Source organism: Pseudomonas sp. MM227 (assembly GCF_947090715.1).
Classification (GTDB): Bacteria; Pseudomonadota; Gammaproteobacteria; order Pseudomonadales; family Pseudomonadaceae; genus Aquipseudomonas; species Aquipseudomonas baltica.
In genome coordinates, this window is record NZ_OX352319.1 from 2,809,275 (window position 1) to 2,825,316 (window position 16,042).

Below are 16,042 nucleotides of genomic sequence, written 5' to 3' on the forward strand. Positions count from 1 at the left end.
GAGCGATCAAACGCTGACGGTCGGCACCTGATCCATCAGTTTTTCCAGGCTGATCGGCAGGTCACGCACACGCTTGCCGGTGGCATGGTAGACCGCGTTGGCCACAGCAGCCGCCAAACCGGTCACACCGATTTCACCCACACCACGCGCACCGTACTCGTTGAGGTTGTAGTCGGGGTAATCCAGCAGGATCACATCGATGTCCGGCTGATCGGCGTGCACCGGCACCACATACTCCGCGTAGTTGTTGTTCACCGGCATGCCATTGCGCTCGTCGTAGTCGGTCGACTCGAACAGCGCCATGCCGATGGCCATGACGATGGCACCTTCGACCTGATTGCGTGCGGTCTTGGCATTGATGATCTTGCCCACATCAATGGCGCTGACCACGCGTGACACGCGCAGGCGGGAGATACCCGGATCCCAGCGCACCTCGACGAAATGCGCGCCGAACGAGCTGAATGCATGCTTCTTGGTATCGGCCATACCGGTATGGGCCTCGCCTTCGGCGCTGGCGATCTTCAGCTTCTTGAGTACTTCGGCGAACTCCAGGCTGGTCGAACCGTCCTGCAGGCGCCCGTTGCTGACCGTGATCGCTTCTGGCTTGGCATTGGCCAGCCCGCCCTCTTCCGAGGCTGCGAAGCTCTTGAGCTGGGTGAGCGCGGCGCGGGTCGCTTCGGCCACGGCTGGCAAGGCACTTGCAGTCATCCACGAGCCGCCGGAAACAGGCGCGGGCGGGTAAGACGAGTTGCCCAGCTCTACCGTGATCCGCTCCAGCGGCAGACCAGTGATGTCACTCACGCACTGGGCAAGCACCGTGTAGGTGCCGGTCCCAATGTCCTGAGCACCGCAGTACACCACGGCGCGACCGTCGGAGGTCAACGAGACCCGCGCTTCGCACGGCGTGCGGAAGGCATCCCAGTTGCACTGCGCCATGCCGTAGCCGACGATCTCGTGGCCATCACGCATGCTGCCGATACCCGGCGTGCGCTTGGCCCAGCCGAAACGCTCGGCGCCCTGGGCCAGTGCTTCGCGCAGATGGTTGCCGGACCACGGCAGTTTTTCCTGCTCGTTCTGCTCGGCCCAGTTCAACTGGCGAAAGGCGAGCGGGTCCATCTTGCAGCGTTCGGCCAGTTCGTCGATGGCCGACTCCAGCGCAAACAGGCCAGGGGCTGCGCCTGGGGCACGCATCGAGGTCGGTGCGCCGCGGTTGACCTGCACCGTGCCATGGGTCACTTCGACGTTTGCACACGAGTACAGGCTGGCACTCATGCCCCCGCAGTTCTCGACATACTGGTCGCCGATCCCGGTGGTGTTGAGCGATTCATGACGCAGGGAAACCAGCTTGCCCTTGCCATCGGCCGCCAGGCGCATGCGCTGGCGGGTCTCCGGGCGATGCCCTACCGTGGTGAACATCTGCGCTCGCGGCAGCACCAGTTGCACCGGTCGGCCGACGATCTTGGCAGCCGCACAGGCAGCTACCGAGTGCGGCCAGATCCACAGCTTGCCGCCGAAGCCCGAACCAATGAACGGCGCACGCACTTCCACGCGCTCGGTGGGCAGGCCGAAGATCTGCGCCAGGGTGTTGCGGTGAACCACGACCGACTGGGTGGATTCATACACCACCAGTCGACCGTTGTCCCACAGCGCAACGGTGGCGTGCATTTCCATGGGGTTGTGGGTTTCCACAGGCGTCGTATAAGTGGCGTCTACCGTCTGCGCACCGCCATCGAAGGCGCTGGCTGGATCGCCACGCTTGTGGCCCTGCCCGCCGTCGGCGGCTGCGCGCCGCTTCAGCCCCTGCTCCAGATTGGCGGCAGCCGCGCTTTCGCTGTAGCTGACCTTGACCTTGTAGGCCGCTTCGCGCGCATGCTCGAACGTGTCGGCAACCACCAGCGCCACGAACTGCCCGGCATAACGCACGACGTTGTCCTCGAACGGCAGCCTTTTCTCATCGGTACGCGAGCCTGTCAGCACCCCTGCCAGGGAGAAAGGCACGGGCGAGGTGTGGAACGCCTGGGGAAAGTTGCCGTGGTGCAGAATTTCCAGCACGCCGGGCGAGCGGCGCGCCGCGTCGATGTCCAAAGATGTGATCGAGCCACTGGCCACCGTGCTGTAGACGCCGTAGGCGAAGACCATGCCCTTGGGCTGATGGTCGGCCGCATACTGCGCGCTGCCGGTGACCTTCAGGCGACCGTCGATGCGGCGTGGGGATGCCCCCATGATTGACTCGCTCATGCCATGGCTCCTGTGCTCAGGGTGGAGAGGTTGCGCACGATGGCCTGCTGCCCAAGGGGAATCTTGTAGGCGTTGTGTGCATACGGCTTGGACCCTTGCAGCGCGATGGCTGCGGCCTTGGCGAAGTTTTCCGGGGTAGCGGCCGCACCGCGCAGTGCGCGCTCGGCTTCCAGCGCACGCCATGGCTTGGTGCCGACGCCGCCCAGGGCAATGCGTGCCTCGCGAATGACCTGCCCGTCCATGACCAGAATCACCGCGCTGGAAGCCAGCGCAAACTGGTAGGACGCGCGATCACGCAACTTCAGGTACGCAGACTTGCCGTTGGCCAATGGCGCATTCAGCGTTACATGGGTAATCAATTCGTCAGGCTGCAGCGCATGCTCTTTCCACGGCGTGGCGCCCGGCAGCAAGTGGAAGTCCTGGAAGTCGATCTCGCGTTTGCCGTTGGGGCCTTGCACCTGCACGGTCGCACCAATCGCCGCCATGGCCACGCACATGTCCGAAGGATGGGTGGCAATGCACTGGTCGCTGGTGCCCAGTACCGCGTGCACGCTGCGGTTGTGCCCGCCGATGGCAGCACAGCCCGAGCCGGGCACCCGCTTGTTGCAGGCGGAAACGCCGTCGCGGAAATAATTGCAGCGCACCCGCTGCATGACATTGCCGCCAGTGGTCGCCTTGTTGCGCAGTTGCGTGGTCGCCCCGGACAGCAGCGCCTGGGACAGCACCGCGTAATCACTTTTGATGCGCGGATGATTGGCCAGACGAGTGTTGCTGACCATGGCGCCGATACGGGTCCGGCCATCGCTCAAGGTTTCGACCTGATCCAGCGCCAAGGTATGCACGTCGATGACCCGATCAGGCTGCATGATGTCGATCTTGACCAAATCCAGCAGGGTCGTACCGCCGGCAAGAAACGCCGTGGCTTCATTGCGGGCATGGGTCGCAACGGCCTGTTCGGGGCTGGTTGCGCGGGTGTATTCCAAGGCTCTCATCAGCTGGCTCCCTGTACTTTGCCACGGGCATCCTGCACGGCGGCAAGGATGTTCTTGTACGCGCCACATCGGCAGATGTTGCCACTCATGGCCTCGCGCACGCTGGCGTCGTCGGCGCCGATGTCCGGGTCCTTGATGATGGCCGCAGCGGTCATCATCTGGCCCGAGGTGCAATAGCCGCACTGGAACGCGTCGTGGGCCCAGAACGCTTCCTGAATCGGGTGCAACTGACCATTGCGCTCCAGGCCTTCGATGGTGGTGATGTCATCGCCCTGGTGCATGGCCGCCAGGGACAGACAGCTGTTCACCGGCTGACCATTGATGTGCAGCGTGCAGGCCCCGCACTGACCGTGGTCGCAACCCTTCTTGGTGCCGGTGAGCATCAAGCGGTCGCGCAACACGTCCAGCAGCACGGCATTACCGGGCACATTGAGCGTGTGCGGCTGGCCGTTGACCTTGAGCGTGATCCGCTGCTCGCCCTTGGCCAAGGGCTTGTCGCTGTCGTCGACAGGCGCCAGCTGGGCGGCCTGGGCCCACACCGGGGCGGTGGCAGCGGCCATGCCGGAGATGCCCATGGTGCGCAGGAAATTGCGCCGCGAGGGTGTGGTCAGTTCCTTGAACAGCTCACCGGAACCCTCTGGTTCGGAGGAAATCTTTTCGGTCGGATCGGTCATGTTGCGGTCCTCATCTATTTTTTTATGTCTCGAATCACGGTCTTGCTGCGTCTAGTGCAGACACCTGGATGACGCCATTGGTTGAGGTCGTACGTCAGGTGACAAGACACTATGGTTTCAAAGCGTGTCGCGGATCACGCCATTGACGACCCGCACGATGCCCGACATGGCAACGAGGGCAGCTTTTGCCGGGGTCTTGCAGAGCGGGTTCAAACCTGTGGGGGCGCTCATGCGCTGCGGGAAACGTCACTCCGTTCGCCGATCCGGCGACTCAGTATGCGGTCGACCACGGAGCGCCACTTGCCCAATCGAGTGGCGTTCTTGCCTATTCCAGTGGAAGCGACGAGGTATGCGCGAGCGCAGCCAGGCTAGCCGTTTCCGCGCAAGGCCGCGATGTCGCGCTTGGGTGGCGCGCCGAACAGACGACTGTACTCGCGACTGAACTGCGACGGACTTTCATACCCAACCTTGAACGCTGCGCTGGACACGTCCTGATGTTCATTGAGCATCAACCGCTTTGCCTCGTTGAGCCGCAGCCACTTTTGATACTGCAGCGGACTCATCCTGGTAAGTTGGCGGAAATGATGATGAAAGGTCGGGGTACTCATCTGCACCCTGGCTGCCAGTTCGTCGACGCGCAGCGCTGACGTGTAATTCAACTTCAGCCAATCGATCGCTCTGCCTATGCGATAACCCTGCCCGTCCACCGAGGTGATCTGCCTCAGCCGACCCGCCTGGTCGCCTTGCAGCAGGCGATAGTGGATTTCGCGCTGGATCAGTGGCGCCAGCACAGGAATGGAGTGTGGCTCATCGAACAGCGCCAGCAGCCGTTCGAACGAGGCCAGCAACGGCAGCGTTACCGAACCGATACCTACGCCCTGGATCGCGGCACGATCGCGAATGGGCGGCAGATCACCCTGCGCTATCAGTTCGGCCAGCATGCGCATATCCAGCTTGAACGTCAGCCCCAGGCATGGCTGCTCGTGGCTGGCAACCAACACTTCGGAGTTGGCAGGCAAATCCAGCGACGTGATCAGAAACTTCGAGGTGCTGTAACGATAACCTTCGCCCCCCACCCACAGCTGCTTTTCGCCCTGAGCAACCAGAATGATGCTGGGCTCCACCATGCAGGTCATGGGCGGTGCCGGGCAGTCGCGTCGAAAAAAACCAAGACCTGCGATGTCCGTTCGGTAATCACCGGGCGCCTTGGTGTGCGAGGCGATCATCCGCGTCAGCGTTTCCTGCGTCGATGAGCCTGGACCAGTCGTGTCGAATTCGTTCGTCATATTCACCTTGCTCCCGTGTCACGAACTCTAACTCGCCTCTGCCCGTTCGTCCCGCCATCCAGTGCAGACTCATAGGATCAGGCAAGTAATCCAGTGCAATGCGCTACAGAGAGGCTCACCGGACCGAGACAATGGCCATCGATAAATCTCTGGAGAAGACCTCTCGAATGAACCGATCTTCGACCTCCGCCACCCACACCGGTGAATCATGGGGCGCCGTGTTCGCCATGTCGCTGACCGCCTTCGTGCTGGTGGCCTCGGAATTCATGCCCATCAGTCTGCTCACACCCATCGCGGCGGACCTGCACATCACCGAGGGCCAGGCCGGCCAGGGCATCTCCGTATCAGGGCTGTTCGCGCTTTTCACCAGCCTGCTGATCGCATCGGTGGCCGCTCGGGTCGAGCGCAAACCGCTGCTCGTTGCACTTACCCTGCTGATGATCGTTTCCGCAGCCGTCGTTGCCTTTGCACCCAACTATTGGGTATTCATGGGCGCACGCGCCCTGATCGGCGTCGCCATCGGCGGGTTCTGGTCATTGTCGGCAGCGACCGCCATGCGCCTGGTGCCTGAAGGCCAGGTCACCCGGGCGATGGCTATCGTCAACGGCGGCAATGCTCTGGCAACGGTCGTTGCAGCGCCCCTGGGCAGTTTTCTCGGCGCGCTGATCGGCTGGCGCGGTGCCTTTCTGGCCCTTCTTCCCGTGGCCGTGATTGCCTGTGCATGGTTGTTGATGAGCCTTCCAACCCTGAAAGCGCGCAGCGAGTCGGGCACCGGCAACGTTCTCACGCTGATGAAACGCACCCCGGTCGCCCTGGGCATGGTCGCGGTAAGCGTATTCTTCATGGGTCAGTTCATGCTCTTCACCTATCTGCGTCCGTTTCTGGAAACGGTCACACAGGTCAGTGTTTCCATGCTTTCGTTGATGCTGCTGGTGCTAGGCCTGGCCGGGCTTGCCGGCACGTTCCTGATCGAAGCCTTCCTGAAAAATGGCCTGCATCGAACGCTGACCGTTATCCCGATCCTGATGGCCGCCATCGCCATGGCACTGTTGTCATTCGGCAGCTCGACGGTCATCACTACGGTACTGCTGGGGCTTTGGGGAGCGGTTGCGACTGCCGCACCGGTGGGATGGTGGACGTGGCTGGCAAGAACCCTTCCGAACGATGCGGAGGCAGGCGGTGGCTTGATGGTTGCGATCATCCAATTGGCCATCGCGTCCGGGGCCATCGTCGGCGGGCTGGTATTCGACGCAAGCGGCTACCGGGCGACCTTTGAAACGAGCGCAGGGTTGCTCGGCTTGGCAGCGGTACTTGCCTTTCTGGCGGGACGCGCGGCAACCCGGGCAGCTGCAGGCGGCACGTCGGGGGCAGCGCGGCCCTGCACACCGGCTGCCAGGTAGGCGAAACGCCGACTCGGCGTATCGCACCCCCGATGCGTCAGGTGACAGATGGCAGATCCATACCCGCTCTCGCCCAGAACGCTTCGGCGGACTGACCCAGGTTTGCTTTCGGCCGGGTCAGGTGCACCTCCAGGGGTATGTCCCAACTCTCATCGAGCGCCCTCACCAAGCGTCCCTCGTGAAGCTCCTGCTCGGTCAGGCTCTTGGGCAACCAGGCCACGCCTTTGCTTTCAAGGGCCATGGACATGAGCACCGCCGCCAGGTGGCTGCTGAACAGCGGCTGCAAGTGCAGATAGTCCTCTTTGCCGCGCAACCTGTGGGCGACGATCCGCCCCAGCCCCGACTCATGGGTATAGGCCAGGTAAGGCAGTGCAGCGGGCGAGGTATCGAAGTGTGAGGAGGCACTGGCGAGCGGTACCAGAACGTCCTCTGCGACCTTCTTGCTGATGAACTGATCGGGCGCCAGCAGCGGCGGAACATCGGGATGACGATGGCAGAGCAGAAACTGGACCTGGCCGTGTATCAGCATCTGCTCGCAGACAGCCATGCTGTCGGAGTGAAGCTGTACCGCTTCGATAGGCGCACCGGCTTCCGAGCTGCGCAGCCACCTGGGGAAAAACGTGAACGACAACGAGTGAGTGGCGGCGAACTTCAGTGAGCGTGCCGACACGCCCGCCACTTCCTGCGCCTCGTTGCGCAGCCGATACAGGTGGCGCGCCGCCTCCTGTGCACCGGGCAGAATCTGCCTCCCCGCCTCTGTCAGGGTCGCGCCATGGGGCGTGCGGATGAACAATTCCACGCCCATCCAGTTTTCAAGCGAGCGGACCCTGCGGCTGAAGGCCGGCTGGGTAATGTGGCGAGCTTCGGCGGCGCGCACGAAGCTGCCGTATTCGGCAAGCGCCGAAAGGTCTTCGAGCCAGACGAGTTCCAAGGGCCATGCCTTCTGTGCATAGGGTTGGGCATTAATAGCATTGGGCGGGTGACTTCGCAAAGCCTAACGTGGGGCCACAACCCATAAGAGGAACCCTCCATGCGCATCGTCGACATTCGTGAGAAGACCGTTTCCATCGCCTCCCCCATTGCCAACGCCTACATCGACTTTTCCAAAATGACCTGCTCGGTCGTGGCGGTGATCACCGACGTGATCCGCGATGGCAAACCGGTCATCGGCTACGGCTTCAACTCCAACGGTCGCTACGGCCAGGGTGCGCTGATGCGCGACCGCTTCCTTGCCCGTATCACCGAAGCCGACCCCGATACACTTGTCGATCATGAAAACGACAACCTCGACCCGTTCGCCATCTGGAAAGCCCTGATGACCAACGAAAAGCCTGGAGGCCACGGCGAGCGCTCGGTGGCGGTAGGAACCATCGACATGGCGGTGTGGGATGCGGTCGCCAAGATCGAAGGCAAGCCGCTGTATCGCCTGCTGGCCGACCGCTATCGCAACGGCGTGGCGGACGACAAGGTCTGGGTCTATGCCGCCGGTGGCTACTACTACCCCGGCAAGGACCAGACCAAGCTCAAGGCCGAAATGCAGAGCTATCTGGACCGTGGCTACGACGTGGTCAAGATGAAGATCGGTGCGGTGCCGCTGGATGAAGACATCCGGCGTATCGAAGCAGTGCTCGAAGTGGTCGGTGATGGCCGGCGCCTGGCGGTCGATGCCAATGGTCGCTTCGACCTGCAGACCGGTATCGCCTACGCGGAAGCCATCAAGAAGTACAACCTCTTCTGGTACGAGGAAGTCGGCGATCCGCTGGACTACGCCCTGCAGGCCGAGCTCGCCAATCACTACGAATTGCCCATGGCCACCGGCGAAAACCTGTTCTCCCACCAGGACGCTCGCAACCTGCTGCGCCACGGTGGCATGCGCCCCGACCGTGACTTTCTGCAGTTCGACTGCGCACTGTCCTACGGCTTGGTCGAGTACATGCGCACTCTAAAAGTAATGGAAGACATGGGCTGGTCGTCGCGCCGCGTGGTCCCCCACGGCGGTCATCAAATGTCGTTGAACATCGCCGCGGGCCTACACCTGGGTGGCAACGAATCCTACCCGGATGTGTTCCAGCCGTTCGGTGGCTTCGCTGACGGTATCCAGGTCGAAAACGGCTATGTCGGCCTGCCGGACATTCCCGGTGTCGGTTTCGAAGCCAAGTCGGCCCTCTACGCCGTCATGCGCGAGCTCGGCGAAGGCTGATCGCTTCCCTCTGCGGCCTGTGCCAAACAGGCCGCAAACGCTGGCGTCAGGCACTGACGTCACGCCACACGCCCATCACAACAATAAAATGAGGTGCTCTCGTGGAAATCTCCAGAACCCGCTGGTATGGCCAGCTGTACGTGCAAGTGTTGATAGGTATCGTCATCGGTGCCGCCATCGGTTACTTCGCACCCAACATCGGCGCCAAGCTGCAGCCGTTTGCCGATGGCTTCATCAAACTGATCAAAATGCTGCTGGCACCGATCATCTTCGGCACGGTGGTGGTCGGTATCGCCAAGATGGGCAGCATCAAGGAAGTCGGGCGCATTGGTGTGAAAGCCCTGATCTACTTCGAGATTCTGTCGACGATTGCGCTGGTCGTCGGGTTGATCGTGGTCAACATCGTCAAGCCCGGCGTCGGCATGAACATCAATGTCAGCGCCCTGGATGCCAGCGCCATCAATAAATACAGCCAGGCCGCCAGCGAGCAAGGCGGCACCGTCGAGTTCTTTCTCAACATCATCCCGCACACGTTCATCGGCGCCTTTTCCAACGGCGTGATGCTTCAGGTGATACTGCTCTCGGTGTTGATGGGCATTGCCCTGGTTCAGTTGGGCGAAACCAGCAAGCCTCTGATCAATACCATCGATCTGTTCCTGCAAGGCCTGTTCAAGATCGTCGCCATGGTCATGCGCCTGGCCCCGCTCGGCGCCGGTGCCGGCATGGCGTTCACCATCGGCAAGTACGGGATTGGCACGTTGCTCTCACTCGGGCAATTGCTGGTGGCGCTCTACATCACCACGTTGATATTCATCGTGGTGATACTGGGCACGGTTGCCAGGTGGTCAGGCATGCCGTTGATGCAGTTCCTGCGCTACTTCAAGGATGAAATCCTCATCACCCTGGGCACCTGTTCGACCGAGGCCGTGTTGCCCCGCATGATGGTCAAGCTGGAAAAACTGGGCTGCAAGAAATCGGTCGTGGGGATGGTTCTGCCGACCGGATACACCTTCAATGCGGACGGTACCTGCATCTACCTGACCATGGCCGCGATTTTCATTGCCCAGGCAACCAATACGCCACTGACGTTCGCGGACCAGATGATTCTGCTGGCGGTATTCCTGCTGACGTCCAAAGGCTCCGCAGGCGTGGCAGGCGCCGGGTTCGTGACGCTGGCCGCAACGCTCACCACTATCCATTCCATTCCTCTGGTTGGCCTTGTCCTGCTGCTGGGCATCGACCGGTTCCTCAACGAGGCCCGGGCTGTCACCAACCTGATCGGCAATGGCATCGGCACCATCGCGATCGCCAAGTGGGACAACTCGTTCGATGTCGAGGTCTGCCAGCGTGAGCTAGCCGCCATGAAAGACGAAAAGGCTGCCAGGAAAACGCTGCTGGCGCAGAAATGACCCATTGCCGAGCCGGCGTTGGCGCGGGTTTCAAAGCACCGGTTGACAGCAATCACCTGCCGTTTACGAGCGACGTGTGGTCGTCGATCTGACTCGACAGACGAAACCTGGAAGCGGCCGTCCGAGCCGTCACTCGCCAGATCAAGTCAGCCTGCCACCTCGATGAGTGCGGCATGGACGCGCTTCATCACATGCTCGACGCCCTTGGCCATGGAGCAAATGACTGAGGATTTTAACCCCCCCTCAACACAATCAGGAGAGACACAAATTGAACATCGGAATAATCGGCGCCGGCAATATTGGCGCGACCTTGGCGCGCAAACTTGCAGCGGTGGGTCATACCGTCAAACTGGCCAATTCCAAACGCTCCGACAGCATCCAGGCGCTCACCCATGAGATAGGCGTACACGCAGTGACCAAGGAACAAGCGGTCTTGGAAGTGGACGTGGTCATTCTTTCGATTCCTTTCGCCAACTACCCTGATCTTAAGCAAACATTGGGCGGCGCGACCTGAGGCGACAGAGTCGCCGGGGGCTCAAGTAAAGCTACCCATGAACCCCTGCCGCAGCTCCTTACCGAGGGGGATAGGCCCCTGCATCGATCCCGACCCTGCCCGAGTCCGATATCGCTGAAGGGCAGCGGCAAACCTAGGCACCGCCGGGTACCTCTCGCAGAGCCTCCAACCCCTGAAAAGCAGGCCGAACCACGGAAGGCCTGTGTACTCAAGGTCGGGCAGCGCCAGCGCGTTGTTCCCAAGGTGGGCAGGGTGACCAAGCCTCTACAAGCTTATCGATGAAGAGTCGAATCCTTGGAGAGAGGTGTCGCTTGCTGGGGTAAATAACCCGAATGGGCTCTGCGGCCTCTGCATATACGGCGAGCAATTGAACGAGCTTGCCGTTTCTCAAATCCTCATTTATCACGTAAGACGGCAGCGTAGCGATGCCCAGCCCCGCGACAACAGACCGGTGCAACGACTCAGCGCTGTCCATTTGCAGCCTTCCACTACAAGTGAACGATACACAGCGCCCATTCACTCGAAAATTCCAGGGAAGCAATCTTCCACCACTCACGAAATGCAGGCACTGGTGCTCGGATAAATCCTCAGGCGTTTCAGGCTCTGCATGGTCAGCCAGATACTGGGGTGAGGCGCAGGTGATCATTTGTTGGTAGGCCACCGTGCGCGTCAGTAAACCAGAGTCTTCCTTGGGCGGACCGATGCGCATGGCCAAATCAAACCCCTCATCGATCAGATCGACCAGCCTGTCGGAAAAGCTGATGTCGACGCTCAGCGCAGGCCATTCTTCGAGACAGCGCTCGACGTGCTCAAGGATATGAAGCCTGCCTAGCGCGACAGGCAAGCTCATCCGCAGCCGTCCACTGGGTGTCGAACGGCGAAACGCAAGGGCATCCTCTACCTCGTCCAGGTCCTGCAAAACACCCACACAACGCTCATAAAGAACCTGGCCGTCATCCGTCATGCTCAAACTGCGCGTGGTGCGATTGAGTAGACGTACCTGTAGACGCGCCTCGAGCCTGACTATCGATTTGCCTACCGCTGAACGAGTGAGGCCAAGTTGCTTGGCCGCCGCAGTGAAGCTTCCAGCGTTGACCGAGCCTACAAAAGCGGCGATATCGTTTAGGTTGTGGAGTTCCATATGGCCTCTCTGTCCTCACCGCCAGGGCGGGCTGGCGCCTTTAATGGGGAACCCTATTCCCAAATACCAAGCATAGTATCTCGATTAGCTTATCCACACCCAAAGATCAATTGAGGTCATTATGAATATAGAAGTCCAAGCAGCCGTCCAAACCTGGGCCAACAGCCTTAGCGATCTGGTACCCGCTCTCAAGGGAATCGATACGACCACAAAGCTAAGCGACATCCGCGACGCCTACGCAAAAATGCTCGGACATAATCCAGCGCCCGATGGCGTCAGGTTCGAGGCAGTCGACATGGGTGGAGTGCCTGGCATCCTGGTGACTCCGCAGGAGATCAAAACCGACGCGGTAGTGATGTACATTCACGGCGGGGCTTACATCGTTGGCCGTCCAGACGGTTACCACGGGATCGGCGGCAATTACGCGAAAATGCTGGGCGCTCGTGTATACATGCCGGACTACCGCCTTGCCCCTGAGCATACATTTCCAGCGCCCATCGACGACACATTGCGCGCCTACGAGTGGTTGCTCGAGCAGAACATTCCGGCCAGCAAGATTGCCTTTTCCGGCGAGTCAGCGGGCGGCGCGATGGTTGTCAGCGTAATGGTGGCGGCAAAATCCAAAGGCTTGCCATTGCCTGCCGTTGGCTCCTCGATTTCGCCGTGGGCAAACCTTGAACACACCGGCGCGACCATGAGTAATCGTGAAGGACTGGATCCGCTGAACTCCAAGCCCGTGCTGGATATTCTCGCCAGAGCGTTTCTGGGCGACACGCTGGCCAATCATCCTCTGGCCTCTCCGGTCTTCGCGGACGTCACAGGCCTTCCGCCGATTCTGGTGCAGATAGGCGAAAACGAGTTGATGTTGACTGACGCCATGCGTCTTGCAACTCACCTTGCCGATAACCGTGTTCGCGTCAACCTGGAAGTATGGCCTGCGATGTTTCACGCCTGGCACTTTTACGCCGCGATCTTGCCAGAGGGTCAGCAGGCCATGGAGAGTTCGGTGCGTTTCATCGAGAAAGGCCTGGCGGATGCCCACGGCTGAAACCCAGAACACTCACTGCAGAAGGATCATTGGATAAGCTGATGCGGGCTCACGCCATTGCATCGGACGGGCGGGCGTCATCAGAACATCGTGTAACGGACTGCTCAGTACGTGAAGTCTGGGCTCCCTGTCGCTGAGACGGGAACACTCGCCTCCTCGCAGTGCATGTTCAAGGCACTTGCGCAGCTGAAACAGTTGACGCGCAAGAATGGTGTCCCAGGCGGGGCTCGAACCTGCAACCTTCCCCTTAGGAGGGGGATGCTCTATCCAATTGAGCTACTGAGACACACGGCGTCGTGCCAGGCGGCACGACGAACGGCGTGCATGTTACCCAGCCACGCGCGGTTTGTCATGCAACGTGGACAGTTTTATCCGTGGCAAATGCCGATCAAGGATGAACGCGACAGTCATGCATTTTGCAATGCCTGCAGAGACCGAGGTATGCAGAATGCAATATCAATGTGCCTGCCTTCCTTGGTATGCCTCTGAATTACCTAGAAATTTCGCTAAATAAAAAGTTGGCACGCGCCCTGCTATGTTCCTGGCTGAACACTGATTTGCCACCACCAGCCATGGAGCGTCCCAATGAACAGCGTCCTCGTCATGCTCAATGTTATGGCATTGGTCACCTTCATTGGCTTTCAGTTCCACACTCAAGCCGACGACCCTGCACTTGTCCACATCGACGCTGCTCGACTAATCCCTGCGCCCGTTGCCCGCGTCGCGGCTTCGGGCCCCGAACGACCTGTCATGGCTGCACAGGGTGTCAACGAGACCGCGACGACGCAACGGTCTGAACGCTACATATTTTAAGGAGTTGTCGATGTCGAGATACGCCTTGGCGTTCATGTTTGTGGCTGCCGTGTGCTGGATCGGCGCACTTACCCTCGAGCAGAACGCCGTCGCTTTGGGGACAATGCTGCAAGTGCTGGGCAGCATCAGCGCTGTGGCATTTTTGCTGGCAATGGTCAAAGGCCGCAGGATCAAATTCGATCCATACCTGCATTGATTTCAAACCAATTGCCGCTTAGCGAAAATCAATACTAGCAAATGGCCCAAATGTCACTATGCTAGCCCAAGGGTAGCTCGCACGTGCTGTGCGCGGTGTGCACAAGACGGGTCAGAGCACCTCTCGAACGAATCTTCGACTTTTTTCGAACGGCGTGATCGCAAATTTCCACCGGCCTTGTAAAATACCTGCCGCTGGGGACTGGCCAAATGCCACGATTCGGATCATTATTTGTCACAGATTTGGCGTCAAGGTTATGTCGCAACTAAGGCATCATAGCGCGGCATTGGCAGGCTGGAACAATTTGCCGATCGGCGTGTCCTAACCGACATCCTGCGGCCTACTTCGAGAACCGCTCCCCCTGAACTTATCGGTCAACACTATGCGCCCACTCAAACAGGCTGTTTACTCCAGCCGCACGGCTGACAAATTTGTAGTACGTCTTCCCGACGGGATGCGTGAGCAGATCGCTGAGGTGGCTCGTAACCATCACCGAAGCATGAACTCCGAGATCATCGCACGCCTGGAACAGAGCCTGATCCAGGAAGGTGCCTTGGGCGAAGAGTTGAGCATGAAGATGGACAGTCCGGAGCTGTCTCTGCACGAGCGCGAGCTTTTGCAGCGTTTCCGCCAGTTGTCTCACCGACAGCAAAACGCACTGGTGTCCTTGATTGCCCATGACGTCGAGGCCGCAGCCGAAGCGTCATGAACACCGCTGCAAAGAAAAGCCAGCTCTAGAGCTGGCTTTTTTGTGGGCGACGCTCAGCTCAAGCCGCTGCTTGAACCCGTGCGCCCTTCACGCGATCGACCAACACCGCCACCAGCAGGGTTGCCACCGAAGGCACCAGCCAGGCCAGGCCCTGCTCGCTCAGGGGAAGATCGAGCAGGGATGTTGGCAGCCACTGCGAGAACCCTGCCCCCTTGATCGCATCGATCAGGCCGAACAGCAACGAGACGAACATCACCGGCCCGAGAATGCGCGACTGCGAATGCCACAGCCCTGCGCAGAAGCTCAACGCCACCAGCACGATGCAGGGTGGGTAGATGGCTGTCAGCACTGGAATCGAAAACGCGATCAGCTTGGTCAGGCCCAGGTTCGAGACCAGCAGCGAGAACAGTGCGAGCAACAGCACCAGCGTCTTATAGGACAGCGGCAGCACGCGGCTGAAGTACTCGGCACAGGCGCAGGTCAAACCCACTGCAGTCACCAGGCAGGCCAGCGAGATCAGTACGGCCAGGAAACCACTGCCAAGGGCTCCGAAGGTGTGCTGCACGTAGGCATGCAACACCGCTGCGCCATTGGTGGCGCCTGCAGCCACGGCGTGGCTGCCCGACCCGAGGCGGAACAGACTGATATACACCAGCGCCAGCCCTACCCCGGCAATCAGACCCGCAATGATCGCATAGCGCGTGATCAGCTGGGGTGACTCGACACCTCTGGAGCGGATGGCATTGACGATGACGATGCCGAACACCAAAGCGCCCAGCGTATCCATGGTCAGGTAGCCGTTGATGAAGCCCAGGGAAAACGGTGCTGCAACGTACTCGGGTACCGCGTCACCGCTGGGGCCTACCGGCAAGGCAAACGCTGCAATGCCCAACACCGCCAAGGCGATGATTTTCAGCGGCGCCAGAAACCGTCCGACGGTATCGAGCAGGCGCCCCGGATAAAGCGAAACGAAAAACACCAGCAGGAAGTACACCGCGCTGTAGAGGAACAGTGCCAGGGGTGTCTCACCGGTCAGCGGCGCCAGACCCACGGCGAACGATACCGTGGCCGTGCGCGGCGTGGCGAACAGCGGCCCTACGGCCAGATAGCACACCGCTGCAAGCAACCCGCCCGCCACTTTGCCGATCGGGCTGCTCAACGCGTCCATCGAGCCGCCGACCCTGGCCAGCGCGACCACGGTTATCACCGGCAGACCCACTGCGGTCACCAGGAAGCCCAGCGCGGCCATCCAGACGTTCGGGCCAGCCTGCAGGCCGACGAAGGGAGGGAAGATGATGTTGCCTGCGCCTACGAACAAGGCGAATGTCATGAATCCAAGCGCCAGAATATCCTGGCCTTTAAGCACTTTCATTGGAAGGAAACCACGTCAATAGATTGGAATTGAGAGAGGTTTTCCCCATG

The 16,042-nt window shown here is 60.4% G+C and carries 14 protein-coding genes, 1 tRNA gene and 1 pseudogene; 8 read left to right on the top strand and 8 right to left on the bottom strand.

Features of this window, described 5'->3' with window-relative positions; all coding sequences use genetic code 11:
- Positions 1 to 6 precede the first annotated feature (6 nt).
- The 4 genes from ONG87_RS12630 to ONG87_RS12645 all read right to left on the bottom strand — a co-directional run bounded on the left by ONG87_RS12630 (position 7) and on the right by ONG87_RS12645 (position 5,190).
- Positions 7 to 2,238: a xanthine dehydrogenase family protein molybdopterin-binding subunit gene (locus ONG87_RS12630; protein WP_264381385.1), complete on the bottom strand. Its 2,232-nt coding sequence runs from the start codon at positions 2,236 to 2,238 to the stop codon at positions 7 to 9.
- A complete protein-coding gene (locus ONG87_RS12635; RefSeq protein ID WP_122477326.1) occupies positions 2,235 to 3,230 on the bottom strand; it encodes a xanthine dehydrogenase family protein subunit M in 996 nt (331 codons plus the stop codon). The genes ONG87_RS12630 and ONG87_RS12635 overlap by 4 nt, the downstream gene beginning before the upstream one ends.
- A complete protein-coding gene (locus ONG87_RS12640) occupies positions 3,230 to 3,805 on the bottom strand; it encodes a (2Fe-2S)-binding protein (protein ID WP_240998780.1) in 576 nt (191 codons plus the stop codon). Before ONG87_RS12640 ends, ONG87_RS12635 begins: the two co-directional genes overlap by 1 nt.
- Before the next feature lie 467 nt (positions 3,806 to 4,272).
- A complete protein-coding gene (locus ONG87_RS12645) occupies positions 4,273 to 5,190 on the bottom strand; it encodes an AraC family transcriptional regulator (protein ID WP_264381386.1) in 918 nt (305 codons plus the stop codon).
- Positions 5,191 to 5,357: 167 nt separating this feature from the next.
- Here ONG87_RS12645 and ONG87_RS12650 point away from each other — a divergent pair, with 167 nt between their 5' ends.
- Positions 5,358 to 6,590 carry an MFS transporter gene (locus tag ONG87_RS12650; protein ID WP_264381387.1) on the top strand — a complete coding sequence of 411 codons (1,233 nt, stop codon included), beginning with the start codon at positions 5,358 to 5,360 and terminating at the stop codon, positions 6,588 to 6,590.
- 37 nt (positions 6,591 to 6,627) lie between these two features.
- On the opposite strand, the gene ONG87_RS12655 is transcribed toward ONG87_RS12650, so the two are convergent.
- On the bottom strand, positions 6,628 to 7,521 hold the full coding sequence (locus tag ONG87_RS12655) for a LysR family transcriptional regulator (protein ID WP_122477321.1): 894 nt from the start codon (positions 7,519 to 7,521) through the stop codon (positions 6,628 to 6,630).
- 99 nt (positions 7,522 to 7,620) lie between these two features.
- On the opposite strand from ONG87_RS12655, the gene ONG87_RS12660 reads away from it, so the two are divergent.
- From ONG87_RS12660 to ONG87_RS12670, 3 genes and pseudogenes are all read left to right on the top strand, one after another.
- Positions 7,621 to 8,790, top strand: a complete 1,170-nt coding sequence (locus ONG87_RS12660; protein ID WP_192059880.1) for a mandelate racemase/muconate lactonizing enzyme family protein — start codon at positions 7,621 to 7,623, stop codon at positions 8,788 to 8,790.
- A gap of 101 nt (positions 8,791 to 8,891) precedes the next feature.
- Entirely contained in the window at positions 8,892 to 10,199 is a 1,308-nt protein-coding gene (gene dctA / locus ONG87_RS12665; protein WP_122477318.1) for a C4-dicarboxylate transporter DctA, read from the top strand.
- 268 nt (positions 10,200 to 10,467) lie between these two features.
- Positions 10,468 to 10,689, top strand: a pseudogene (locus ONG87_RS12670) (NAD(P)-binding domain-containing protein); the annotation flags it as partial.
- 232 nt (positions 10,690 to 10,921) lie between these two features.
- Here the strand turns inward: ONG87_RS12670 and ONG87_RS12675 are convergent.
- Positions 10,922 to 11,854 (bottom strand): LysR family transcriptional regulator, encoded by a 933-nt coding sequence (locus ONG87_RS12675; protein ID WP_264381388.1) that lies wholly within the window; start codon positions 11,852 to 11,854, stop codon positions 10,922 to 10,924.
- Between the two features lie 121 nt (positions 11,855 to 11,975).
- Between ONG87_RS12675 and ONG87_RS12680 the strand changes: the two genes are divergently transcribed.
- Positions 11,976 to 12,902 carry an alpha/beta hydrolase gene (locus ONG87_RS12680; protein ID WP_264381389.1) on the top strand — a complete coding sequence of 309 codons (927 nt, stop codon included), beginning with the start codon at positions 11,976 to 11,978 and terminating at the stop codon, positions 12,900 to 12,902.
- 209 nt (positions 12,903 to 13,111) lie between these two features.
- Here the strand turns inward: ONG87_RS12680 and ONG87_RS12685 are convergent.
- Positions 13,112 to 13,188: transfer RNA gene (locus ONG87_RS12685), tRNA-Arg, on the bottom strand.
- A gap of 299 nt (positions 13,189 to 13,487) precedes the next feature.
- Between ONG87_RS12685 and ONG87_RS12690 the strand changes: the two genes are divergently transcribed.
- The 3 genes from ONG87_RS12690 to ONG87_RS12700 all read left to right on the top strand — a co-directional run bounded on the left by ONG87_RS12690 (position 13,488) and on the right by ONG87_RS12700 (position 14,620).
- Positions 13,488 to 13,715, top strand: coding sequence for a hypothetical protein (locus tag ONG87_RS12690; protein ID WP_185793020.1), 228 nt, complete (start codon positions 13,488 to 13,490; stop codon positions 13,713 to 13,715).
- Between the two features lie 10 nt (positions 13,716 to 13,725).
- Positions 13,726 to 13,911: a PA3371 family protein gene (locus ONG87_RS12695; RefSeq protein ID WP_185793019.1), complete on the top strand. Its 186-nt coding sequence runs from the start codon at positions 13,726 to 13,728 to the stop codon at positions 13,909 to 13,911.
- A gap of 382 nt (positions 13,912 to 14,293) precedes the next feature.
- Entirely contained in the window at positions 14,294 to 14,620 is a 327-nt protein-coding gene (locus ONG87_RS12700) for an Arc family DNA-binding protein (protein ID WP_043190613.1), read from the top strand.
- A gap of 58 nt (positions 14,621 to 14,678) precedes the next feature.
- Here ONG87_RS12700 and brnQ read toward each other — a convergent pair whose 3' ends face one another.
- Positions 14,679 to 15,992: a branched-chain amino acid transport system II carrier protein gene (gene brnQ, locus ONG87_RS12705; RefSeq protein ID WP_192059886.1), complete on the bottom strand. Its 1,314-nt coding sequence runs from the start codon at positions 15,990 to 15,992 to the stop codon at positions 14,679 to 14,681.
- Positions 15,993 to 16,042 lie beyond the last annotated feature (50 nt).

Excerpts from the sequence above, each read along its gene's own strand:
- ONG87_RS12700 (WP_043190613.1), top strand. The coding sequence starts at position 14,294 with ATGCGCCCACTCAAACAGGCTGTTTACTCCAGCCGCACGGCTGACAAA.
- ONG87_RS12635 (WP_122477326.1), bottom strand. The coding sequence starts at position 3,230 with ATGAGAGCCTTGGAATACACCCGCGCAACCAGCCCCGAACAGGCCGTT.
- ONG87_RS12640 (WP_240998780.1), bottom strand. The coding sequence starts at position 3,805 with ATGGGCATCTCCGGCATGGCCGCTGCCACCGCCCCGGTGTGGGCCCAG.
- ONG87_RS12630 (WP_264381385.1), bottom strand. The coding sequence starts at position 2,238 with ATGAGCGAGTCAATCATGGGGGCATCCCCACGCCGCATCGACGGTCGC.
- ONG87_RS12645 (WP_264381386.1), bottom strand. The coding sequence starts at position 5,190 with ATGACGAACGAATTCGACACGACTGGTCCAGGCTCATCGACGCAGGAA.
- ONG87_RS12675 (WP_264381388.1), bottom strand. The coding sequence starts at position 11,854 with ATGGAACTCCACAACCTAAACGATATCGCCGCTTTTGTAGGCTCGGTC.
- ONG87_RS12695 (WP_185793019.1), top strand. The coding sequence starts at position 13,726 with ATGTCGAGATACGCCTTGGCGTTCATGTTTGTGGCTGCCGTGTGCTGG.
- ONG87_RS12690 (WP_185793020.1), top strand. The coding sequence starts at position 13,488 with ATGAACAGCGTCCTCGTCATGCTCAATGTTATGGCATTGGTCACCTTC.
- ONG87_RS12650 (WP_264381387.1), top strand. The coding sequence starts at position 5,358 with ATGAACCGATCTTCGACCTCCGCCACCCACACCGGTGAATCATGGGGC.
- brnQ (WP_192059886.1), bottom strand. The coding sequence starts at position 15,992 with ATGAAAGTGCTTAAAGGCCAGGATATTCTGGCGCTTGGATTCATGACA.
- ONG87_RS12660 (WP_192059880.1), top strand. The coding sequence starts at position 7,621 with ATGCGCATCGTCGACATTCGTGAGAAGACCGTTTCCATCGCCTCCCCC.
- ONG87_RS12680 (WP_264381389.1), top strand. The coding sequence starts at position 11,976 with ATGAATATAGAAGTCCAAGCAGCCGTCCAAACCTGGGCCAACAGCCTT.